The following is a 21,831-nucleotide window of genomic DNA, read 5'->3' on the forward strand; positions in this document are numbered from 1 at the left end:
TGTCTGCGAGCCGAACCAGCTCGCCCCGTAAACCCCTGGACGAGTTGGAATAATTCCAGACTCTAAAAGTCATGTTTCCGCGTGGAACAAAGCGCAGACACGTCCCGATGTCAACGAAGCCGGGTGCGACGGATGGCGCCAACCGGCTGCGCGGGGCTCGGGTCCGGGGCTCGAGCGGTCACATCCCCGCCCCCGCTCGATCGCGAGCGCGAAGCCGGTCGGCGGCGTCGGACCGTTGCGCTGGATCCCCGCGCGCGTGCTGGGGTGAGCGGGGGAGGAGGGGCGGCCGGCTCTCGGGAATCCGCGACGAAGATCCCACCGGGTGCACCAGCCCACCCGCGTCATCCCGGCCGGAGCGCAGCGAAGAGCCGGGATCGCACCAGACCGCAGCCGCTGCGGCTCCTGGCGATCCCGGATAACGGCTGCGCCGTTTCCGGGATGACGAGGGAGAGGGTGTGGCGGGAGGAACGCGGCGGCTTCGCCGGCCTTGCGCTGGGTCCCCGCTTCCGCGGGGACGAGCGGAGGGGAGGGTGCAGTGGGACCTTTCCGAGCAGGCGCAAGCGTTCAGGTTCGCCGCTTCCTGCCGGTCTTTTGCGCTCCGAGGATGCCACCAGTCGCACCAGCCCACCCGCGTCATCCCGGCCGGAGCGCAGCGGAGAGCCGGGATCGGCGAGCCACAGGAGGCGCCCCGGCTCTCCGATCCCGGATAACGGCTGCGCCGTTTCCGGGATGACGTAGAGGGTGCGGGGTAGGGGGGAGGAAGGCGGCGGCTGCGCCGGTCGTTGTGCTGGGTCCCCGCTTCTGCGGGGACGAGCGGGGAGGGGGCGGCTGGCTCTCGGAGATCCCCGACGACGAAACCCCCAGTCGCCCCAGCCCACTTACGTCATCCCGGCCGGAGCGCAGCGGAGAGCCGGGATCGCACCAGATCGCAGCCGCTGCGGCTCCTGGCGATCCCGGATAACGGCTGCGCCGTTTCCGGGATGACGAGGGAGAGGGTGTGGCGTTGGGCCGGAGAATAGCGGCGGCTTCGCCGGGTCGTTGCACTGGGTCCCCGCTTCCGCGGGGACGAGCGGGGGAAGGGTGTGGCCGGGCCGTTCCGGGCGGGCAGAGGCGGAGGTTTGTGGCTTCCTGCCGGTCCATTGCGCTCCGACGATGCCACCAGTCGTACCAGCCCACGCGCGTCATCCCGGCCGGAGCGCAGCGGAGAGCCGGGATCGCCCCAGACCGCAGCCGCTGCGGCTCCTGGCGATCCCGGATAACGGCTGCGCCGTTTCCGGGATGACGTAGAGGGTGCGGGGTACGGGGGAGGAAGGCGGCGGCTTGGCCGGGTCGTTGCGCTGGGGCCCCCGCGTCCGCGGGGACGAGCGGGGGGAGGGGGCGCGTCTCGGGCTATTCCTGTCAGCGTGGAGAAGCCGCTGCATTCCGTCTCCCTCGTCATCCCGGCCGGAGCGCAGCGGAGAGCCGGGATCGGGGAGCCACAGGTGGCGCCCCGGTTCTCCGATCCCGGATAACGGCTGCGCCGTTTCCGGGATGACGTGGGAGAGGGCGTTTGGCGGGGGGAAAGCGGCGGCTTCGCCGGGCCTTGCGCTGGGTCCCCGCTTCCGCGGGGACGAGCGGAGAGTGGTCGATTGCGCAAGTCCGCGGGGATGAGCGGAAGGTGGCGTTCACCGGGCTGGGTCCGCGGGGATGATCGGGAGGGGGCGTTGGGAGGTAGGGTCCGCGGAGATGAGCGGAGCGAGGGATCGCCCCGGGGGTCGCCGCGGACGCTTTGCCCGGTGCGTCGCCTCCTAGCCGCGGTCGTCGCTGATGGCGATCAGCGAGGCGTTGCCGCCGGCGGCGGCGGTGTTGATCGAGACGACCTGCTCCTGGGCGAAGCGGGCGAGGTAGTCGGGGCCGCCGGCCTTGGGACCGGTGCCCGACAGGCCGGAACCGCCGAAGGGCTGGGTGCCGACGACGGCGCCGATGATGTTGCGGTTGACGTAGACGTTGCCGACGGGCAGCCGGTCGGCGACCTTGCGATGGACGGCGTCGATGCGGCTGTGGACGCCGAGGGTCAGGCCGTAGCCGGTGGCCCCGATCCGGTCGATCACGGCGTCGAGGTCGCGCGCCTTCCAGCGCACCACGTGCAGCACTGGGCCGAAGATCTCCTCCGTGAGGTCGGCCGCCGATTCAAGCTCGACCACGTGCGGGGCAAACCAGGTGCCGCCGGCCAGCGGTCCGTCGGGAGTGGCACCGGAGAAGCGGACCGTCTGCTCCGTCTCCATGCGGGCGACATGGGCGGCGAGCCTGTCGCGGGCCTCCGCGTCGATGACCGGGCCGATGTCGGTGGCGGGGTCGGCGGGATCGCCGAGCGTCAGTTCGCGGGCGGCGCCGCAGATCATGTCGATCACCTTGTCGGCGACGTCCTCCTGCACCAGCAGCAGGCGCAGGGCCGAGCAGCGCTGGCCGGCGGAGCGGAAGGCGGACATCACGACGTCGTCGGCGACCTGCTCGGGCAAGGCGGTGGCGTCGACGATCATCGAGTTGATGCCGCCGGTCTCCGCGATCAGCGGCACGATCGGCCCGTCCTTGGCGGCGAGCGCCCGGTTGATCTTCCCGCCGGTTTCGGTGGAGCCGGTGAAGGCGACGCCGGCGACACGGCGGTGGCCGACAAGCCGCGCGCCGACCGCGCCGTCGCCCGGGACGATCTGCAGCGCCTCTCCGGGGATGCCGGCCTCGTGCATCAGCCGCACGGCAAAAGCGCCGACCAGCGGCGTCTGCTCGGCCGGCTTGGCGACGACGGCGTTGCCGGCGGCAAGCGCCGCGACGATCTGGCCGGTGAAGATCGCCAGCGGGAAGTTCCACGGGCTTATGCAGACGAAGACGCCGCGGCCGCGGTGGCGGTAGCGGTTCTCCTCGCCGGTCGGGCCGGGCATGACCTTTTCCACGAAGACCCGGCGGGTCTCGGCGCCGTAGTAGCGGCAGAAATCGATGGCCTCGCGGACCTCGGCGAGCCCGTCGACGAGGGTGCGGCCGCCTTCGGCCGCCAGCAGCGCCATCAGGTCGTCCTGCTTGTCCTCGTAGGCATCGGCGATGCGCTCGAGGATGCGGGCGCGCTCCTCGGGGACGACCCGCGACCAGGCGGCGAAGCCCTTCGCCGCCGCCTCGACCGCCGCGTCGGCGGTGTCGGGCGCGGCTTCGTGGACGGTACCGACAACGGTCTTGCCGTCGACCGGGCTGACGACCGGACGCGCGGTGCCCTGCAGCGCCTTGCCGCCGGCCACCGGGCGCGCGTCGGCGACCGGGACGGCGGTCGCGTCGACACCCTTCACCAGCGCGGCGAGCGCCGCGCGGTGGCCGAACTCGAGGCCGCGCGAATTGGCGCGCCGCGGCCGGTAGAGGTCGACGGGAAGCGGGATCGCCGGATGGCGGGCCGGCTCGTCGGGGCCGAGATAGGCCGCCGGCCGCACCAGCAGCCGCTCGACCGGCACCGACTTGTCGCCGACCACCGAGACGAAGGAGGAATTGGCGCCGTTCTCGAGCAGGCGACGGACGAGGTAGGCGAGCAGGTCGCGATGTCCGCCGACCGGGGCGTAGATCCGGCAGGCGGCCTGCGGCACGTGCCTGGCCAGCGTCTCGTAGAGCGCCTCGCCCATGCCGTGCAGGCGCTGGAATTCGTAGCCATCGGCGCCGCCGGCCATCTCCAGGACGCCGGCGACGGTCAGCGCGTTGTGGGTGGCGATCTGCGGATAGAGCCGGGGCCGCGCCGCCAGCAGGCGTGAGGCGCAGGCCATGTAGCAGAGGTCGGTCGCCGGCTTGCGGGTGAACACAGGGAAGCCGTCGAGGCCGCGCTCCTGCGCCCGCTTCACCTCGGTGTCCCAGTAGGCGCCCTTGACGAGGCGCACCATGAGGCGGCGGTCGTGGTGCTCGGCTGCCTCGCGGAGCCAGTCGATCACCCGCGGCGCGCGCTTCTGGTAGGCCTGCACGGCAAGCCCGAAGCCGTCCCAGCCGGCCAGCGAGGGATCGGCGAGCGCGGCGGCGAAGACGTCGAGCGACAGTTCCAGCCGGTCGGCCTCCTCGGCGTCGACGGTGAGGTTGAGGTCGAAGCCTTTCGCCTTGCGGGCGAGCTCGATCAGGCTCGGCACCAGCTCTCGCATGACGCGCTCGCGCTTCACCGCCTCGTAGCGCGGGTGCAGGGCCGACAGCTTGACGGAGATGCCCGGCCGGTCGGGCAGGGGACGGTTGCCGGCGGTCTTGCCGATCGCGTCGATGGCATTGGCGTAGGAGGCGAAGTAGCCGTCGGCGTCGGCCTGGGTGCGGGCGCCCTCGCCGAGCATGTCGTAGGAATAGCGCAGGCCGCGGCTCGACGCCGAGCGGGCCCGGGAAAGTGCATCCCTGATCGTCTCGCCGAGCACGAACTGGTGGCCGAGCACGCGCATCGCCCGCCGCGTCGCGGTGCGCACGGCCGGCAGCCCGAGCCGCTTGACGAGGCCGGCGATGATGCCCTCCGGCGTCTCGCCGGGATGGACGAAGCGGGTCGACAGGCCGAGCGCCCAGGTCGAGGCGGACACGAGCCACGTGTCGCCGTGGCCCTCGTGCTCCGACCAGTCGGCGACGCCGAGCTTGTCCTCGATCAGCCGGTCGGCGGTGGCGGCGTCGGGAACCCGCAGCAGCGCCTCGGCCAGCACCATCAGCGCCAGGCCCTCGCGGGTCGACAGGCCGTACTCGCGCAGGAAGTCCTCAACCCCGCCGATGCCGCCGATGCGCGCCCGGATGCCGTCGATCAGGAGGCGGGCGGTGTCGTCGACGCGGTCCTCGGCTTCCGGCGACAGCCGGGTGTCGGCGAGCAGGCGGGCGATCAGCGGGCCGTCGGCGGCGGCGTAGGGGGCGGCGAAACCGGGGACGACCTCGGGGCCGGACGGCGGGGCGCCGTCCGGGGCCGGGTCGAGGGTCGGCGAAGCATCTGCGGGCAAATCAGCCTCCACGCTTGGATATTCTCCACGATATCAGGTAATACATGGTGACTTTCACGGAAATGGGCGGGGATTGCGGTGGCAGCGAAGGCGAAACAGGCGGCGATGCGCGAAATTCACGGAATCGACCGTATCGATCGCCGCATCCTCGCCGCCCTGCAGACGGAGGGGCGCATGACGACGCTCGACCTGGCGGAGCGCGTCGGGCTGTCGCCGACGGCGACGGCCGAACGGGTCAGGCGGCTGACCCGCGACGGAGTCATCCTGGGCTATTCGGCGCGCCTCGACCCGGGGAAGCTGGCGCTCGGCCTGCTGGTCTTCGTCGAGGTGAAGCTCGACCGGACCACGCCCGACGTGTTCGATACCTTTGCCGCTGCCGTGCGCCGCGCCCCGGAGGTGATGGAGTGCCACATGGTGGCCGGCGGCTTCGACTACCTGGTCAAGGCGCGCGTCGCCGACATGACCGCCTACCGCCGCTTCCTCGCCGATGTGCTGCTGGCGATGCCGGGGGTGCGCGAGACCCATACCTATGCGGTGATGGAGGAGGTGAAGTCCGAGGGGATGCTCCCCATATAAAGGAGTGTCGCCGGTGCAACGAAACGCGAGCCTCCGGCTCCGGGCGAAGGAGATGTCATGACGAAGCAATCGCGAAAGCCGCGGCCGATGTCCGAAGAGGACGACCGGACGAAGCGCAAGGAGCATCTCAACCACCTGCTCGATGAGGGTCTCGAAGAGACGTTTCCGGCCAGCGATCCGCCTGCCGTCGTCAGCCCGGGGCACGAGATACCGACGGCCGGGCCCGCCCGGAAGAAGTGACGGCTTGAGGGCTATCCGCCGCTGCCGAGTATGGCCGCGCGGTCCGCAGGCGCCCAGGCGGAGAACGGCCGGGCGGAAAGGCTCGCATTGTAGAACCTGCGGTCGTCGGTGACCTCGGCGCCGATCCAGTCCGGCAGCGCCGGATCGCAGGCCTCGTCCGGCAGTTCGATCTCGGCGATCACGAGTCCCTCGTTGCCGCCGCCGAATTCGTCCACCGTGAGGTCGCCGTCCGCGCAGGGGATCGCGTGGCGGATCTTCTCGATCATCTCTCCCACCCGCAGCGCCAGCATCGCCTCGGCGTCCGCGACGGGGATCGAATATTCGAACTCGTCGCGGGACATGCCCTTGCCGGCGGACTTGATGGTCAGGAACGCGTCGCGGTCATCGACGATGCGCACCCGGATCGCGGCGGCGTCGGTGCTGGCCAGATAGGCCTGGCGCAGGCGCATGCTGGAATGGCCCCCACGCCGCCAGCCGTCGCCGGCAACGAGGAACTTCCGTTCGATTTCCTTCGCCATGATCGCTCGCCGTCGCCTCCCGTGCCAGGATCGTCGCGGAATGATTCCACCCGGGGAGGACTTGCTCAAGGCCTCCCGCGCCCCGACGACCGGACGGTCAGTGGGACAGTTTCATCGTCACGATCCCGGCGACGATCAGCAGGGCCGCCACGACCCGCTGCAGGGTGAGCGCCTCGCCGAGGAACCAGACACCGGCTGCGAACGCGCCGATCGCGCCGATCCCGGTCCAGACCATGTAGGCGGTGCCGAGCGGCAGGCTGCGCATCGCGATCGCCAGCAGTCCCATCGAACCGGCCAATGCTGCGAGCGTGATCGCCGTCGGCACGGCACGGGTGAAGCCCTGCGATTCCTTCATCGCAGTCGCCCAGACAACCTCGAGAAGACCGGCAAGAAACAAAAAGACCCACGACATGATGCTCACCATGCCCGGGCCGTCCCGGTCGAATTGCCCAATCTGCGGGGGAGGTCGTCCTCCGGAAGGTCACTTAAACATCGCCGCACCGGAATCAAGGGCGCTGCTGCGGCCCCGGACCTGCTCAGTCGCCGCGATCGGCGAGGAACGCCGGCGCGGGGAGAACGATCTTCGGATCCGGTACGCCGACTATCTTTTCGTCCTTCTTCTCGTAGTCGCAATGCGACAGCACGAGGCGCAGGGCGTTCAGGCGGGTCCGCTTCTTGTCGTTGGCGCGGATGACGGTCCAGGGGGCGTACTCGGTGTGGGTGCGCGACAGGAGTTCGTCGCGGGCAATCGTGTAGGCGTCGAACTTTTCGATGGCGGCGAGATCGACGTCGGAGATTTTCCATTGCTTGAGCGGGTCGTGCCGGCGGGCGTGAAACCGCTTCATCTGCATCTCCCGGCCGATGTTCAGCCAGATCTTCATCAGGACGATCCCGTCGTCCACGAGCATGCGCTCGAACGTCGGCACCACCTGCAGGAACCGTTCCGTCTCCTCCGGCGTGCAGAACCCCATGACCCGCTCGACGCCGGCCCGGTTGTACCAGGAGCGGTCGAACAGGGCGATGTCGCCCTTTGTCGGAAGCCGGCGAATATAGCGCTGGAAGTACCATTCGCCGGCCTCCCGCTCGTTCGGCTTCGACAGGGCGACGATCTGTGCATGGCGCGGATTGAGATGGCGCATGAACCGCCGGATCGTGCCGCCCTTGCCGGCGGAGTCGCGGCCCTCGAACAGCACCACCAGCCGCATGCCGGCATCGCGGACGTGGGCCTGCAGCTTGAGCAGCTCGATCTGCAGCAGCCGCAGCTCGTCCTCGTAGGCGTGGGAGTCCATCTTGCTGTCATAGGGATAGTGGCCCGACTGCAGCGCGCCATGGTCGATGCGCTTCGGAAGCTTCGGATCGTCGAGATCGAAGGCCTTGCCGGCCGACTTCCTCGAACTCTTGCCGCCGGAGGACGGCGTGTCCTTCGATTTTCCCATCTGCGACCTCCCGGCGCCGTGAACCCTTTCCCAGACAGTATCACCGGACACGGCAGTGTCACGCGGGCATGCCAACGCGCGGGCCCGGCCCGGGAAACCGCAACGAGAGAGTTGGCCTCGGCGGTGCTTGGGGATAAGGGAAGCGCGAACGTCGAGATTTCGGGGACCCATGACGCGGACTGAATCAGAGCCGGCCCGGCGCACTCCGACCCGCGCCTCGGCGCTCGTGCGGCGCATCGAGGCCGCGCGCTGGCCGCTCGCAATCGCTGCTGCGGTCTTCGTCGGCTGCTGGCTGTTTGCGGGCTTGAGCCTTCCGGTCGCGGCGCTCGGCTTCGCCATCGTCGCGATCGTGCTCCTGCGCCACGGCGATGCCAACGGAAAGCCGGCCGACCGCGCCACCGGCACGGCCGACGTCCTGGACCCGCTTGCCGGATACGCGGCGGTGGCCGACGGCCTGCCGGATCCGTGCTTCCTGATCGACCGGGCCGGCAACGTCCGCTTCCAGAACACGACGGCGAGCAAGCTGTTCGGCGTCGTCGCGAAGAACCAGCCGATCTCGTTCGTGCTGCGGGCTCCGGAGGTCGGCGATGCCGTGCAGCGGGCGAGGGCGACCGGTGCCACCGCGACCGTGACGTTCTTCGAGCGGGTGCCGGCGGACCGCTGGTTCGAGGCGCGGGTGAGCCCGCTGGGCGACGCCGGCCCGGCCGCCCCGGCGCGACCGGCCGTCTACCTGGTCCTGCTGCGCGACCTCACCGAGGCCCAGCGCGTCGAGCGCATGCGGGTCGATTTCGTCGCCAATGCGAGCCACGAACTGCGGACGCCGCTCGCCTCCGTCACCGGCTTCATCGAGACCCTGCAGGGCCCGGCCCGCAACGACGCCGACGCGCGCGAGCGGTTCCTGGAAATCATGGCCGTGCAGGCGCGGCGCATGTCGCGGCTGATCGACGACCTGATGTCGCTGAGCCGCATCGAGCTGAAGGCGCATGTGCGCCCGGAGACGGTGGTGGACGTCGCGCCGATCCTGGAGCACGTCGCCGACGCCATGCATCCGCTCGCCATCGAGAGCGGCGTCGAGCTGAAGCTCGACATCCGCGACCGGCCGCTGTCGGTGGTCGGCGATCGGGACGAACTGGCGCAGGTCTTCCAGAACCTCGTCCATAACGCCATCAAGTACGGCCAGTCGGGCGGCCGGGTCGACGTGACCGCCGTGTCGGTGCAGCGCGGCGCCGGCAAGCCGGCGCGCGCCTCGGTCACGGTGCGCGACTACGGGCCGGGAATAGCCGCCGAACACCTTCCGCGGCTCACCGAGCGCTTCTATCGCGTCGACACCGCCTCGAGCCGCGAAAAGGGCGGAACCGGCCTCGGACTGGCGATCGTCAAGCACATCCTGAACCGTCACCACGGCCAGCTCCTGATCGACAGCAAGCCCGGGGAGGGGGCGGAATTCAAGGTGCTGCTGGACGGCGCGGAAAATGTGACGTGATTCCGTCGTCCACAGTCGTGCGGATGAGATTCCATAACAAAAACAACATATTATCTTGTCATCAATACGTTACAGGCCTGTCGTAGAAGGATCGCACGAGGCCCATAGAGTCGCGGCGGGATGTGGCCCGGGCAAACGCTTCGGTCCGAACCGACGCGTATCGAACCGCGTACTCAATCCGATCCTGACAGGGAGCAATCACGTGAAATATTCCACATTCGCCAGCGTTGCCGCGATCGCGGTAGCGGGGGCCATCGCCGCTTCGCCGGCCGCCGCCCGCGATCAGATCCGCATCGTCGGGTCGTCGACCGTGTTTCCGTTCACGCAGGCCGTTGCCGAAGAATTCGCCAACGCCACCGGCAATCCGGCCCCGGTCGTCGAGTCGACCGGCACCGGCGGCGGCATGAAGATCTTCTGCGGCGGCGTCGGCCCGGATTTCGCGGACATCACCGGCGCCTCGCGTGCCATGAAGGAATCCGAATACAAGGCCTGCCAGGACGCCGGCGTGGACAGCATCACCGAAGTCCTGATCGGCTATGACGGCATCGCCTTCGCCTCGTCGCGCGAAGGCACCACGATGGACATCACCCGGCCGCAGCTGTTCCAGGCTCTCGCCGCCGAGGTCGAGGTGGACGGCGAGATCGTCGCCAATCCGTACAAGAAGTGGTCGGAAATCGATCCCTCGCTGCCCGACGCCGAGATCACCGTTTTCGGCCCGCCGCCCACCTCCGGCACCCGTGACGCCTGGGTCGAGCTGGTCATGGAAGAGGGCTGCGCGTCCTTCCCGGCGATCGAGGCTCTCGAGGACGACAAGAAGGACGAAGTCTGCAAGCGGATGCGCCAGGACGGTCCGTTCGTCGAGGCCGGCGAGAACGACAACCTGATCGTCCAGCGGCTGAACGCCGACCACAACGCCTTCGGCATCTTCGGCTTCTCGTTCCTGTACGAGAACCAGGACACGCTGGAAGGCGAGAAGATCGACGGCGTCGCGCCCTCGACCGAGACCATCGCCGACGGCTCCTATCCGGTGTCGCGCCCGCTGTTCTTCTACGTCAAGAACGCGCACCGCGGCGTCGTCCCGGGCCTGGAGGAATTCGTGACCGAATACGTCTCCGAGGCCTCGATGGGCGAAGGCGGCTACCTCTCCGAGCGCGGCCTCATCCCGCTGTCGGAGGAAGAGCGCACGAAGACCCGCGAAGCCACCGAAGCCGGCACGCCGATGAGCCGCTTCGGCAGCTGATCGCAGAGGCTACCGGTTCTCGCGCCGCCCGGCAGCGGGCGGCGCGAGGCCGTTTCCCCGTTTCCCGCGCCGGTCCGTTTGTCGCCGGTGCCGACTCCCAGGGAGAGCCGTCGTGGCCGGGTACGCACTTCTCCTGATCGTCATCGTTTCAGTCGTCGGATACTTCATTGGCCAGACGGCGGGCAGGCGCTATGTCGCCACCGACGGCCGCCACGTTCATTCGCTGCCCGGCTATCACGGCGCCTTCGTCGCCGTCTGGGTAGGCGTTCCGGCGTTCGTTCTCGTCCTGCTCTGGCTGTTCCTGCAGGGCCCCGTCATAGATCACATGCTGCTGTCCAGCCTGCCGGCCGGCTATCTCGACGGTGACAGCGCCTCGCGCACGAGCCTCGTCCTCTCCGAGATCAAGAACGTCGCCGCCGGGCGCATCTTCGCCGAGCCGACGCCAGACATCACGCGGGCAGCGGAGATGTACAACCGATGGGAGGCGATCGCGCGCTGGGCGATGCTCGTCGTGACGCTGGCGCTGATGATCATCGCGCTGGTCGTGGCGCGCGGCCGGCTGGCCGTCCGGTTCCGGGCCCGCAACAACTTCGAGACGGTGCTGTCGGGCCTGATGATCTTCTGCTCGCTGGTGGCGATCCTGACGACCGTGGGCATCGTCGCCTCTCTGGTCTTCGAGGCCTGGGAATTCTTCAAGCGCGTTCCCCTGCACGAGTTCCTGTTCGGCCTGAGCTGGGAGCCGCAGATCGCGCTGCGCGCCGACCAGGTCGCCGGGAAGGGCGCGTTCGGCGCGATTCCGGTGTTCACCGGCACGCTGCTGATCGCCTTCATCGCCATGCTCGTGGCGACGCCCATCGGCATCTACACGGCGATCTACCTCGTCGAATACGCCAACGACCGCGTCCGCACGGTGGTCAAGCCGGTGATGGAACTGCTGGCCGGCATCCCGACCGTCGTCTACGGCTTCTTCGCGGTGCTGATCGTCGCCCCGGCCGTGCGCGAGACCGGCTCGGTAATGGGCATCGCCATATCGCCGAACAGCGCGCTGGCGGCCGGCGCGGTGATGGGCATCATGATCATCCCGTTCATCTCGTCGCTGTCGGACGATGCACTCAAGGCGGTGCCGCGCACCATGCGCGACGGCTCGCTGGCGCTCGGTGCGACGCGCGCCGAGACCATGGTCAAGGTCATGCTCCCGGCGGCACTGCCGGGCATCATGGGCGGCGTGCTGCTGGCGCTGAGCCGCGCCATCGGCGAGACCATGATCGTGGTGATGGCGGCGGGACTGATCGCCACGCTGACGTTCAACCCGATCGACTCGGTGACCACGGTGACCGTGCAGATCGTCACCCTGCTGATCGGCGACACCGAATTCGACAGTCCAAAGACCCTGGCCGCCTTCGCGCTCGGCCTGGTCCTGTTCGTCGTCACGCTTTGCCTCAACATCATCGCCTTGCGGATCGTCCAGAAATACCGGGAGCAGTACGAATGAGCACCGCTGACGCATCCCTGCCGGCCAAGTTCGACTGGTCCAGCGAAGCCGCGGCCGCGAGGCGCAGGCGCCGCCACATGGCCGACCGCCGGCTGCGCCTGCTGGGCATCGGCGCGATCTGCATCGCGGTCGGGCTGCTCGGCATCCTGATCGTCTCGCTGGTCGCCAACGGCTACCGCTCCTTCGTCCAGACGATGGTGACGGTGCCGGTCTACGTCGATCCGCAATATGTCAGCGAGGACGATCCCTCCAAGGGCAACTACCGGGCGATCGTCAAGGACACGCTTGCGCAACTTTTCCCGGAGGTCACCGATCCGCGCCAGCAGCGCGACCTCGGCCAGCTCCTGACCAACAACACCCAGTACATGATCCGCGACCGCGTCGTCGCCGATCCCGCCCTGATCGGCACGACGTTCGACATCACGGTGCCGGTCTCCGATCCCTTCGACCAGCTGGAGAAGGGCGTGCTCAGCCGCGACCTCCCGGAGGATCAGCGCAAGATCGACGACCAGCAGATCGGCTGGTACGACCAGCTCGTGGAGGAAGGGCGGATCTCGACGCCGTTCAACTGGGGCCTGTTCTTCAACTCAGACAGCCGGTTCCCCGAGCTCGCCGGTCTGGCCGGCGCCATCGTCGGATCGTTCTACGCCCTGCTGGTCTGCTTCCTGATCTCGTTCCCCGTCGGCATCGCGGCGGCGGTCTATCTCGAGGAGTTCGCGCCGAAGAACCGGTGGACCGACCTGGTCGAGGTCAACATCAACAACCTGGCCGCCGTGCCGTCCATCGTGTTCGGGCTGCTGGGCCTGGCCGTCTTCCTCAACTTCTTCGGCCTGCCGCGATCAGCGCCGCTGGTCGGCGGCATGGTGCTGTCGCTGATGACGCTGCCCACCATCATCATCGTGACGCGGGCGTCGCTGAAGGCGGTGCCGCCGTCGATCCGCGAGGCCGGGCTCGGCATGGGCGCCTCCCGGCACCAGGTGGTCATGCATCACGTCCTGCCGCTGGCGCTGCCGGGCATCCTGACCGGCACGATCATCGGCCTCGCCCAGGCGCTGGGCGAAACCGCGCCGCTGCTGCTGATCGGCATGAACGCCTTCATCACCTCGCCGCCCGGCGGCCTGCTCGATGCGTCGACCGCCCTGCCGACGCAGATCTTCATCTGGGCCGACAGTCCCGAGCGCGGCTTCGTCGACAGGACGTCGGCCGCGATCCTGGTGCTGCTGGGCTTCCTCATCATCATGAACGGTATCGCCATCTTCCTGCGTCAGCGCCTCGAGCGGACGTGGTAACGGGAGCAACGACATGAACCAAGTGACCACCGCCGAGCAGCGCGCCGCGACCGGGCCGATCATCATCCCCGATCCGGACATGAACCCCGTCCGGGTCTCCGCCAAGGACGTTTCCGTGTTCTACGGCGCCAAGCAGGCCCTGTTCGACGTGGCGATCGACATTCCCGAGCGCTCGGTCACAGCCTTCATCGGACCGTCCGGCTGCGGCAAGTCGACCTTCCTGCGCTGCATCAACCGGATGAACGACACCATCGACGGCTGCCGCGTCACCGGCGACATCACGCTGGACGGACGCGATATCTACGACCGCACGCTCGACGTGGTGGAACTGCGCGCCCGGGTCGGCATGGTGTTCCAGAAGCCGAACCCGTTCCCGAAGTCGATCTACGAGAACATCGCCTACGGTCCGCGCATCCACGGGCTGGCCAGCAACAAGGCGGCGCTCGACGAGATCGTCGAGACGAGCCTGCGCAAGGCCGGCCTCTGGAACGAGGTGAAGGACCGCCTTGACGAGCCGGGCACCGGCATGTCGGGCGGCCAGCAGCAGCGCCTGTGCATCGCCCGGGCAATCGCGGTGAGCCCCGAAGTCATCCTGATGGACGAGCCGTGCTCGGCGCTCGATCCGATCGCCACCGCCAAGGTCGAGGAACTGATCGACGAGCTGAAGGAGAACTACTGCATCATCATCGTCACCCACTCGATGCAGCAGGCCGCGCGCGTCTCGCAGCGCACCGCCTTCTTCCATCTCGGCATCCTGGTCGAGGCCGGGCCCACCGAGCACATCTTCACCAACCCGAAGGACGAGCGCACCCACGACTACATCACCGGCCGTTTCGGCTGATCGCACGTACGTGAGGACAAGCCTCCGCGGACCGAGGAAACGGACATGACGGAACACATCGTTACTTCCTACGACGACGAACTGAAGGCGCTCGCCATCATGATCACGCGCATGGGCGGCCATGCGGAGAAGGTCCTGACGGACGCGACCCAGGCGCTCAACCGCCACGACGAAGAGCTGGCGATGCGCACGATCAACGCCGACGAGGAGATCGACCGGCTCGAACACGAGATCGAGGAACTGGCGATCCTGATGATCGCCAAGCGCCAGCCGATGGCGGCCGACCTGCGCGAGGTCATCGCGGCGATCAAGATCTCGTCCGACCTGGAACGCATCGGCGACCTGGCGAAGAACATCGCCAAGCGGGCGGTGGCGATCCAGTCGGAGACCGGCGCCGTCAAGGCGGCGCTCGGCATCGACCGCATGAGCCGGATCGCGTCGCGCCAGCTCAAGGACGTCCTCGACAGCTACACGCAGCGCGACGTCGACAAGGCCATGGACGTCTGGCATCGCGATTCCGAGCTCGACGCCATGTACACGTCGATCTTCCGCGAGCTGCTGACCTACATGATGGAAGACACGCGCAACATCACGTTCTCGACGCATCTGCTGTTCGCCGCCAAGAACATCGAGCGCATCGGCGACCACGCCACCAACATCGCCGAAACGATCTACTATCTCTCCACCGGCGCACCGCTGCGCGAGGCGCGTCCGAAGAAGGACGCCTCGAGCTTCACGCCGGCCGACTATCCGCAAACCGATGACTGATCGCAGGAAGACGAACGACTTCGAGACGATGACCAATCACGGGATTCAGGGGCAATGAACGCCAAGGTCCTGATTGTCGAAGACGAGGAGCCTCTGACCCTCCTGCTTCGGTACAATCTGGAGTCGGAGGGCTACGACGTCGACGCGGTCAGCCGCGGCGACGAAGCCGAGACGCGGATCCGCGAGGGCGCGCCCGACCTGGTGCTGCTGGACTGGATGCTACCCGGCATCTCCGGCATCGAGCTGTGCCGCCGCATCCGCACGCGTCCCGAAACCAACGGGCTGCCGGTCATCATGCTGACGGCGCGCGGCGAGGAGACGGAGCGGATCCGTGGTCTCGCCACCGGCGCCGACGACTACGTGGTGAAGCCCTTCTCGATCCCGGAGCTGATGGCGCGCGTCAAGGCGCTGCTGCGGCGCGTCAAGCCTGAGCTGATCGCGAGCGTGCTCAACGCCGGCGACATCGAGCTCAACCGCGACACCCACCGGGTGCGCCGCTCGGGCCGGGAGATCCACCTGGGGCCTACCGAGTTCCGGCTGCTCGAATTCCTGATGCAGAGCCCGGGCCGGGTGTTCACCCGCGAACAACTGCTCGACGGCGTCTGGGGCCGCGACGTCTATGTCGACGAGCGCACCGTCGACGTGCATGTCGGACGGCTGCGCAAGGCGATCAACCGCGGCCGCCGGGCCGACCCGATCCGCACGGTGCGCGGCGCCGGCTACGCCTTCAACGAGCAGTTCGTGACCGTCGCCTGACGAGGTTCAGAAGGACAGCGTCGCGGCTCCGGTCCGGATTTCCTCGAACATCGCGCTCGCACCGATCACGACGACGCCGTCCAGCAGGTCGGACTGCCGGTAGCCGCGCGAGGCGACGCAGGGCGGGCAGGCCCAGATGACGCCGCCGCGGTCCTGGAAGGACGAGATCAGCGCCGCCAGCGGCTCCAGCGGCGCCACCTGGGTCATCGTCTGCCCGCCTTTGCGCACCAGGTCGATTGCCGTGCTGGTGAGAAAGAGCGACACCTTCATGCCGGCGCTCAAGGCGCCGTTTGCAATCGTGAAGGCGACCGACGAGAGCTCCGAGTCGATGCCCCTGGTTACGACAATCACGAGTTTTCCGGTTTCCGCAGTCATTGTAATGTGCTCCTGCCTGAACTGCGGATGATCAATAGGCGGCGGGAGTCCTGACGTCTTTGGCCGGAGCGCCGAAAGAGTTGATCGAACGGCCGGCGCCGGCTCGGCCGGCGGGCCCGGGCGGAGACGTGCTGTCGGCGCTGTTGCGCACGGTCCGGCTCGGCGGCGCCCTCCAGTTCTGCCTGATGCCGGAAGGCGACTGGGAAACCGACGACAAGCCGCGCATGGCGGCGCTGGCCACGCGGGCGGTCGCAGCGATCCCGTTCCACATCCTCGTCGAAGGCGAATGCTGGCTGCGCATGCAGGGAGGGGAATGGGCGCTCGAGGCCGGCGACGTCGCCGCCTTTCCGTTTGCGACCGGCCATCAACTGGGCGCAGGCCGCGGCGGCCGCCGGATTTCGCCGACCGACGATCTTCCGCCGAAGCCCTGGAACCAGCTGCCGGTGCTGCGCTACGGCGGCGACGGCCGCCGGGTGCGGCTGCTGTGCGGCTACCTCGAATGCGATGCGGTGAACTTCCGGCCGCTGAGACAGTCATTGCCGACGCTGCTGCACGTGCGCACCGCGACCTCGGAGCAGACCCGCTGGCTTGCCGCGACAATCCGGCAAATGGAGCTGGAGACGGACCACCCGCGGCCGGGGGGACAGTCCGTCATCGAGCGGCTGACCGAGATCATCTTCATCGAGCTCTTGCGCCACCAGATCATCGCCGGGCCGCCGGAGAAGGTCGGCTGGCTGGCTGCGGCCGGGGACCCGGCACTCGGCCGATGCCTTGCCCTGATCCACGATCAGCCGCGTCGGGAGTGGAGCGTTGCCACGCTGGCGGCCGAGGCCGGTCTGTCGCGCAGCACCCTGACGGACCGGTTCGAAGCGGTGCTCGCCACATCGCCGATGCGCTACGTGCGCGAGTGGCGGCTCTATCTTGCGAGCACCGACCTGAGGACGACCGCCAAGCCGATCCCCGTGATCGCGGAAGAGGCAGGCTACGGGACCGAAGCCGCCTTCAGCCGCGCCTTTTCGCGGGCTTTCCACTGTCCCCCCGCCGCCTGGCGGCACGACCCGCGCGACCGGACGGTCCGTTCGAACGGCGTCACCGTCCCGCCCGCCAACGTCTGACTCCGCAGGGACGATGCCGGGCGTAGGCTTTCAGAGCTGAACCCGGGTCAGTTCGCGCCCGACGCCTTGGACCGCTTGCGATCCGAGGCCGGCTGATAGGCGACGCTGCAATGATGCTCGCAATAGGGCACCCCGGACTCCGAGCGCCGGCCGCAGAAGTAGAAGTCGTCATGGCCGGGATCGCCGATCGGCCATTTGCAGGTGTGTTCGTTGAGCTCCAGGATGGTTGCGCGCTGCTCCGGCGGAATGAACAGTTCCGTGACCGGCGCCAGCGTGCGCACGGGGACGATCTCGGCCTCGACCTGCTGCTCGGCCACGACGTTCAACTTCAGCGCGGTGTTACCGATCACCCGCGTGACGGGCCGCGGCGGCATCGAGGGGCTGCGCGCCTTGCGCACGCGGGGCGCAGCCGGACGCGTCGTCTTGGTGCGTCCCGACAGTCCGAGCCGATGCACCTTCCCGATAACCGCATTTCGCGTCACCCCTCCAAGCTCCGCCGCGATCTGGCTCGCGCTCAGACCGTCGGTCCACAGCTTCTTGAGGAGTTCGACACGTTCTTCTGTCCAAGACATCCGCCACTCCATGTCTAGGTTGCGGGCAGACTCCGAGTCCATCGCGGAATCGCGATTTTACGAGCCGCTGTTCCCACTAAATCTGGGTGACGTACTGGTCCGCCGCACGAAATGTCGTACCCAATGCCCGAAAGCTACAATACCGGCGGACTCCCCGGCAACCCCGCAGTAACGGTTCCTCAACGATTTCCCCAGGAACCCCCGAATGTGAGTCGCGAATGCAACACTTTCCCGCCCCCGCGCGCGGGAGACGCGCGGGAGAAGGGTGTCCTGTCCCGATGTCGGCGGGGTCGGACGCCATAGCCGGGGGCGGGATGTCGGCGCCACGGCCCGTTGCCGGCGGCACAGATTGACATCGCTGCCTCCTCGCCTAGAATTAAGCCGGTGCCGCCTCAGCAGGCGGCATATTTCGTTTCTGGACAGGATTCTAAGCCGTGACGTCTGCGCTATACCCAACCTTCGCGCGGGCCGACCTCGCTTTCGAGCGGGGCGAAGGGATTCGGTTGTTTACCGTCGAAGGCGAGGAATATCTCGACTTCGCCAGCGGTATCGCCGTGGTTTCGGTCGGCCACAGCCACCCCCATCTCGTGGAGGCACTGACCGACCAGGCCCGACGCCTGTGGCACGTGTCGAACCTGTGGGAAATCCCGGAGCAGTCGAAGCTCGGCGACCGCCTGACGGAGGCGACGTTCGCGGACGTCTGCTTCTTCACCAACTCGGGCGCCGAGGCGGTCGAGACGGCGATCAAGACGGCGCGCCGCTACCACTATGTGAACGGCGCCCCGGAGCGCTACCGGCTGATCACCTTCGAAGGCGCCTTTCACGGCCGGACCCTGGCGACGATCGCGGCGGGCGGGCAGCAGAAGTACCTGGAAGGCTTCGGCCCCAAGGTGGATGGCTTCGACCAGGTGCCGTTCGGCGACCTCGACGCGGTCAAGGCCGCGATCGGGTCCGAGACCGCCGGCATCCTGATCGAGCCGGTGCAGGGCGAGGGGGGCATCAGGGTCGCTCCGAACGCCTTCATGCGGGCGCTGCGCGAACTGTGCGACGAGCACGGCCTTCTGATGATCCTCGACGAGGTGCAGTCCGGCGTCGGTCGCACCGGCAAGCTGTTCGCGCACGAATGGTCAGGCGTCACGCCCGATATCATGGCTGTCGCCAAGGGTATCGGCGGCGGCTTTCCGGTCGGCGTCTGCCTGGCCACGAACGATGCCGTGAAGGGCATGGCGCCCGGGATCCACGGCACCACCTTCGGCGGCAATCCGCTGGCCATGGCGGTCGGCAATGCGGTGCTGGACATCGTCCTCGAACCGGACTTCCTGGAGCATGTCCGCGACGCCGGGCTGCGTTTCCGCCAGGGGCTGGCGCGGATCGCCGACACCTATCCCGACATCGTCGAGGAGATCCGCGGCGAGGGGCTGATGATCGGCATCAAGTGCAAGGTGCCGAGCAAGGACCTGATCGCGGCCCTGCGCGCCGAACACGTCCTGACGGTCGGGGCCGGCGAGAACGTCGTGCGCCTCGTGCCGCCGCTGATCATCGAGCCGGCGGACATCGACCTGGCGCTGGAACGGATGGATGCGGCCTGCGCGGCCCTCTCAAGCGGCGTCGGCGCCAGGGACGGCGAGGCGGCGCAATGAGCGATCATTCCCCGGCAGGACCGGGTGCCGCACAACCCCGCCACTTCGTCGACCTCACCGAGGTTTCGGCCCCGGAACTCAGGCGGATCATCGATCACAGCCGGCAGATGAAGGCCGACAGCGACGGCCGCCAGCCGCTGCTCGCGGGCAAGACGCTGGCGATGATCTTCGACAAGCCGTCGACGCGGACCCGCGTGTCCTTCGACGTGGCGATGCGGCAGCTCGGCGGCGAGACGGTGTTCCTGACTGGCAAGGAGATGCAACTCGGCCGCGGCGAGACGATCGCCGACACGGCCCGCGTGCTGTCGCGCTACGTCGACGCGATCATGATCCGCATCCTCGACGACGAGGCGCTGGCGGAACTGGCGAAGCACGCCTCGGTGCCGGTCATCAACGGGCTGACCAGACTGTCGCACCCCTGCCAGGTGATGGCCGACGTCATGACGTTCGAGGAACACATCGGCCCGATCAAGGGGCGGACCGTCGCCTGGACCGGCGACTCCAACAACGTCACCGCGTCCTGGGTGCACGCCGCGGCGCGCTTCGACTTCGCCCTGAGGATCGCCTGTCCGGCGGAGCTGGCGCCGACCAACGGCCTGATCGACTGGTCGCAGCGCGAGGGCGCCGACGTCGAGGTGCTGGACGATCCGTTCGAGGCGGTTCGCGGCGCCGACTGCGTCGTCACCGACACGTGGGTCTCGATGGGCGACGACGACGGCGAGCGTCGCCACAACCTGCTCAAACCCTATCAGGTCAACGACGCGCTGATGGCCGAGGCGTCGCCGAAGGCGATCTTCATGCATTGCCTGCCGGCTCATCGCGGCGAGGAGGTCACGGATTCCGTCATGGACGGACCGCAATCGGTGGTGTTCGACGAGGCCGAAAACCGCCTGCATGCCCAGAAGGGCATCCTGGCCTGGTGTTTCGGAGCAGGCGCGGCCTGATGTCGTCAGACTCGCCGGCGGCCGTCGTGCTCGACACCTCGGCCGACGATTTCGTGCTCCCCTTCTCGGTGGAAGGCCTCGACGTGCGCGGGCGGATCGTCCGGCTCGGGCCGGCCATCGACGCCATCCTGGCGCGCCATTCCTATCCCGATGCGGTCTCAACGCTGCTGGCCGAGGCGACCACGCTCGCCGTGATGCTGGGCGCGTCGCTGAAGATCGAGGGCCGCTTCATCCTGCAGACCCAGAGCGACGGGCCGGTCAACCTGCTGGTCGTCGACTTCGAGCTGCCGAACCGGATCAGGGCCTGCGCCACCTTCGACAGGGAGCGGGTCGAGGCGTTTGCCGCGGACCAGGCGCCGGTCGGGGCGTTGCTCGGCACCGGTCACATGGCCATGACGATCGATCCCGGCACACATGCGAGCCGCTACCAGGGCGTGGTGCCGCTCGACGGCGGTTCGCTGGAAGACGCCGCGCGGCTCTATTTCCGGCAGTCCGAACAGATCCCGACGGCGGTGCGGCTGGCGGCCGCCCATGCCTATCGCAGCGACCGGGGCGGCGACCGCACCTTCCACTGGCGCGCCGGAGGCATCCTTGTCCAGCATCTTCCCGAGGCCGGGCCCGGACGCATGCCCGACCTCGATCCGGGCGACGTGCCCGAGGGCGTCGAACTTCCCGATTTCGACGAGGTCGACGAATGGACCGAGGCCCGGATGATCCTCGAGACGGTCGAGGACCACGAACTCATCGATCCGTCGATCTCGGCGGGCAACCTGCTGATCCGGCTCTATCACGAGCGCGGCGTGCGGGTGTTCGATCCCACCGAGCTGATCGAGCGCTGCCGCTGCTCGCAGGATCGCATCACCGACATGTTGCGGGGCTTCTCCGACGAGGAGCGCGCCGACATGGTCAAGGACGACGAGATCGTCGTCACCTGCGAGTTCTGCTCAACCGAGTACCACGTCGACCCGGCGGCGCTGGAGACGTCGGAGACGTCCTGAACGGCGCCGGAGCTGCGTGGGCGCGTCGATGGGAAGGTGGCGGGCGCGGGGGCTCTCCTTTTATCGGCGCAGCTTTTCCTTCGGGCGCGGGCGCGGAGGCTCTTCGATCCCGGCTCTGCGCGCCTTCGGCGCTTCGGCCGGGATGACGCGGAAGGGGAGAGGCGGGGCCGCCGGCCTCACAGCCGTGACTCGCGGAGCGCCCTGACCTCTCTCCATCGTCGTCCCGGAAATCGCCCGGCGATTATCCGGGACCGGAGAGCCACGGCGGGAGCGGGGAACTTTCCGGTATCGGCTGTGTGCCTTCGGCAGGCGCGGAGGCTCTCCGATCCCGGCTCTGCGCGCCTTCGGCGCTTCGGCCGGGATGACGCGGATGGGGGAGACGGGAGCCGCCGGCCTCACAGCCGTGACTCGCGGAGCGCCCTGACCTCTCCATCGTCGTCCCGGAAATCGCAGCGCGATTGTCGGGGACCGGAGAGCCACGGCGGGAGCGGGGAACCTCTTCGGTATCGACAACGCGAATTCGGCAGGCGCGGAGGCTCTCCGATCCCGGCTCTGCGCGCCTTCGGCGCTTCGGCCGGGATGACGCGGATGGGGGA

At 68.5% G+C, this 21,831-nt stretch carries 19 protein-coding genes; 13 read left to right on the top strand and 6 right to left on the bottom strand.

Annotated features, from left to right (window positions below; genetic code table 11):
* Positions 1-1,787 precede the first annotated feature (1,787 nt).
* Positions 1,788-4,952: a bifunctional proline dehydrogenase/L-glutamate gamma-semialdehyde dehydrogenase PutA gene (gene putA, locus V3328_RS05650; protein ID WP_378759000.1), complete on the bottom strand. Its 3,165-nt coding sequence runs from the start codon at positions 4,950-4,952 to the stop codon at positions 1,788-1,790.
* Between the two features lie 105 nt (positions 4,953-5,057).
* Here putA and V3328_RS05655 point away from each other — a divergent pair, with 105 nt between their 5' ends.
* Together V3328_RS05655 and V3328_RS05660 are read left to right on the top strand one after the other, a co-directional pair.
* Positions 5,058-5,528 (top strand): Lrp/AsnC ligand binding domain-containing protein, encoded by a 471-nt coding sequence (locus V3328_RS05655; protein WP_340328641.1) that lies wholly within the window; start codon positions 5,058-5,060, stop codon positions 5,526-5,528.
* Positions 5,529-5,585: 57 nt separating this feature from the next.
* Complete coding sequence (locus V3328_RS05660) at positions 5,586-5,768, top strand: hypothetical protein (protein WP_340328642.1); 183 nt, start codon at positions 5,586-5,588, stop codon at positions 5,766-5,768.
* A gap of 11 nt (positions 5,769-5,779) precedes the next feature.
* Here V3328_RS05660 and V3328_RS05665 read toward each other — a convergent pair whose 3' ends face one another.
* The 3 genes from V3328_RS05665 to ppk2 form a co-directional block, all read right to left on the bottom strand.
* The gene (locus V3328_RS05665; RefSeq protein WP_340328643.1) at positions 5,780-6,286 is read right to left on the bottom strand and encodes a CYTH domain-containing protein; all 507 of its coding nucleotides are present in this window, start codon (positions 6,284-6,286) and stop codon (positions 5,780-5,782) included.
* Positions 6,287-6,383: 97 nt separating this feature from the next.
* Positions 6,384-6,698, bottom strand: coding sequence for a DMT family transporter (locus tag V3328_RS05670; RefSeq protein ID WP_340328644.1), 315 nt, complete (start codon positions 6,696-6,698; stop codon positions 6,384-6,386).
* Positions 6,699-6,822: 124 nt separating this feature from the next.
* Positions 6,823-7,722 (bottom strand): polyphosphate kinase 2, encoded by a 900-nt coding sequence (ppk2, locus tag V3328_RS05675; protein ID WP_340328645.1) that lies wholly within the window; start codon positions 7,720-7,722, stop codon positions 6,823-6,825.
* A 169-nt stretch (positions 7,723-7,891) separates the two neighbouring features.
* Here ppk2 and phoR point away from each other — a divergent pair, with 169 nt between their 5' ends.
* The 7 genes from phoR (at position 7,892) to phoB (ending at position 15,591) form a co-directional block, all read left to right on the top strand.
* Entirely contained in the window at positions 7,892-9,205 is a 1,314-nt protein-coding gene (phoR, locus tag V3328_RS05680) for a phosphate regulon sensor histidine kinase PhoR (protein WP_340328646.1), read from the top strand.
* Positions 9,206-9,407: 202 nt separating this feature from the next.
* Positions 9,408-10,445 carry a substrate-binding domain-containing protein gene (locus V3328_RS05685; protein ID WP_340328647.1) on the top strand — a complete coding sequence of 346 codons (1,038 nt, stop codon included), beginning with the start codon at positions 9,408-9,410 and terminating at the stop codon, positions 10,443-10,445.
* A 112-nt stretch (positions 10,446-10,557) separates the two neighbouring features.
* A complete protein-coding gene (gene pstC / locus V3328_RS05690) occupies positions 10,558-11,937 on the top strand; it encodes a phosphate ABC transporter permease subunit PstC (protein WP_340328648.1) in 1,380 nt (459 codons plus the stop codon).
* Entirely contained in the window at positions 11,934-13,226 is a 1,293-nt protein-coding gene (gene pstA, locus V3328_RS05695) for a phosphate ABC transporter permease PstA (protein ID WP_340328649.1), read from the top strand. The genes pstC and pstA overlap by 4 nt, the downstream gene beginning before the upstream one ends.
* A 79-nt stretch (positions 13,227-13,305) precedes the next feature.
* The gene (pstB, locus tag V3328_RS05700; protein ID WP_340328886.1) at positions 13,306-14,067 is read left to right on the top strand and encodes a phosphate ABC transporter ATP-binding protein PstB; all 762 of its coding nucleotides are present in this window, start codon (positions 13,306-13,308) and stop codon (positions 14,065-14,067) included.
* A 45-nt stretch (positions 14,068-14,112) separates the two neighbouring features.
* On the top strand, positions 14,113-14,835 hold the full coding sequence (gene phoU, locus V3328_RS05705) for a phosphate signaling complex protein PhoU (RefSeq protein WP_340328650.1): 723 nt from the start codon (positions 14,113-14,115) through the stop codon (positions 14,833-14,835).
* A gap of 54 nt (positions 14,836-14,889) precedes the next feature.
* On the top strand, positions 14,890-15,591 hold the full coding sequence (gene phoB / locus V3328_RS05710) for a phosphate regulon transcriptional regulator PhoB (protein ID WP_340328651.1): 702 nt from the start codon (positions 14,890-14,892) through the stop codon (positions 15,589-15,591).
* A gap of 6 nt (positions 15,592-15,597) precedes the next feature.
* Here the strand turns inward: phoB and V3328_RS05715 are convergent, their stop codons facing one another.
* Entirely contained in the window at positions 15,598-15,966 is a 369-nt protein-coding gene (locus V3328_RS05715; RefSeq protein WP_340328652.1) for a DsrE family protein, read from the bottom strand.
* An 83-nt stretch (positions 15,967-16,049) separates the two neighbouring features.
* Here V3328_RS05715 and V3328_RS05720 point away from each other — a divergent pair, with 83 nt between their 5' ends.
* Complete coding sequence (locus V3328_RS05720; RefSeq protein WP_378759006.1) at positions 16,050-17,081, top strand: AraC family transcriptional regulator; 1,032 nt, start codon at positions 16,050-16,052, stop codon at positions 17,079-17,081.
* A 47-nt stretch (positions 17,082-17,128) separates the two neighbouring features.
* Here V3328_RS05720 and V3328_RS05725 read toward each other — a convergent pair whose 3' ends face one another.
* Complete coding sequence (locus V3328_RS05725; RefSeq protein ID WP_340328654.1) at positions 17,129-17,653, bottom strand: GcrA family cell cycle regulator; 525 nt, start codon at positions 17,651-17,653, stop codon at positions 17,129-17,131.
* Positions 17,654-18,087: 434 nt separating this feature from the next.
* Between V3328_RS05725 and V3328_RS05730 the strand changes: the two genes are divergently transcribed.
* From V3328_RS05730 to V3328_RS05740, 3 genes are read left to right on the top strand one after another with little or no spacing between them, the layout of a single operon-like run.
* A complete protein-coding gene (locus V3328_RS05730; RefSeq protein WP_340328655.1) occupies positions 18,088-19,293 on the top strand; it encodes an aspartate aminotransferase family protein in 1,206 nt (401 codons plus the stop codon).
* Positions 19,290-20,237: an ornithine carbamoyltransferase gene (argF, locus tag V3328_RS05735; protein ID WP_340328656.1), complete on the top strand. Its 948-nt coding sequence runs from the start codon at positions 19,290-19,292 to the stop codon at positions 20,235-20,237. The genes V3328_RS05730 and argF overlap by 4 nt, the downstream gene beginning before the upstream one ends.
* Complete coding sequence (locus tag V3328_RS05740; RefSeq protein WP_340328657.1) at positions 20,237-21,235, top strand: Hsp33 family molecular chaperone; 999 nt, start codon at positions 20,237-20,239, stop codon at positions 21,233-21,235. The genes argF and V3328_RS05740 overlap by 1 nt, the downstream gene beginning before the upstream one ends.
* The last annotated feature ends 596 nt before the right edge of the window (positions 21,236-21,831 follow it).

It is taken from the genome of Microbaculum marinum (assembly GCF_037855135.1).
Classification (GTDB): domain Bacteria; phylum Pseudomonadota; class Alphaproteobacteria; order Rhizobiales; family Tepidamorphaceae; genus Microbaculum; species Microbaculum marinum.

What these genes read in the sequence shown, in the direction of transcription:
- V3328_RS05665 (WP_340328643.1), bottom strand. Translation starts at nt 6,286, where the DNA reads ATGGCGAAGGAAATCGAACGGAAGTTCCTCGTTGCCGGCGACGGCTGG.
- ppk2 (WP_340328645.1), bottom strand. Translation starts at nt 7,722, where the DNA reads ATGGGAAAATCGAAGGACACGCCGTCCTCCGGCGGCAAGAGTTCGAGG.
- V3328_RS05725 (WP_340328654.1), bottom strand. Translation starts at nt 17,653, where the DNA reads ATGTCTTGGACAGAAGAACGTGTCGAACTCCTCAAGAAGCTGTGGACC.
- phoU (WP_340328650.1), top strand. Translation starts at nt 14,113, where the DNA reads ATGACGGAACACATCGTTACTTCCTACGACGACGAACTGAAGGCGCTC.
- V3328_RS05715 (WP_340328652.1), bottom strand. Translation starts at nt 15,966, where the DNA reads ATGACTGCGGAAACCGGAAAACTCGTGATTGTCGTAACCAGGGGCATC.
- V3328_RS05670 (WP_340328644.1), bottom strand. Translation starts at nt 6,698, where the DNA reads ATGTCGTGGGTCTTTTTGTTTCTTGCCGGTCTTCTCGAGGTTGTCTGG.
- phoR (WP_340328646.1), top strand. Translation starts at nt 7,892, where the DNA reads ATGACGCGGACTGAATCAGAGCCGGCCCGGCGCACTCCGACCCGCGCC.
- V3328_RS05740 (WP_340328657.1), top strand. Translation starts at nt 20,237, where the DNA reads ATGTCGTCAGACTCGCCGGCGGCCGTCGTGCTCGACACCTCGGCCGAC.
- pstA (WP_340328649.1), top strand. Translation starts at nt 11,934, where the DNA reads ATGAGCACCGCTGACGCATCCCTGCCGGCCAAGTTCGACTGGTCCAGC.
- pstB (WP_340328886.1), top strand. Translation starts at nt 13,306, where the DNA reads ATGAACCCCGTCCGGGTCTCCGCCAAGGACGTTTCCGTGTTCTACGGC.
- argF (WP_340328656.1), top strand. Translation starts at nt 19,290, where the DNA reads ATGAGCGATCATTCCCCGGCAGGACCGGGTGCCGCACAACCCCGCCAC.
- V3328_RS05660 (WP_340328642.1), top strand. Translation starts at nt 5,586, where the DNA reads ATGACGAAGCAATCGCGAAAGCCGCGGCCGATGTCCGAAGAGGACGAC.
- V3328_RS05655 (WP_340328641.1), top strand. Translation starts at nt 5,058, where the DNA reads ATGCGCGAAATTCACGGAATCGACCGTATCGATCGCCGCATCCTCGCC.
- phoB (WP_340328651.1), top strand. Translation starts at nt 14,890, where the DNA reads ATGAACGCCAAGGTCCTGATTGTCGAAGACGAGGAGCCTCTGACCCTC.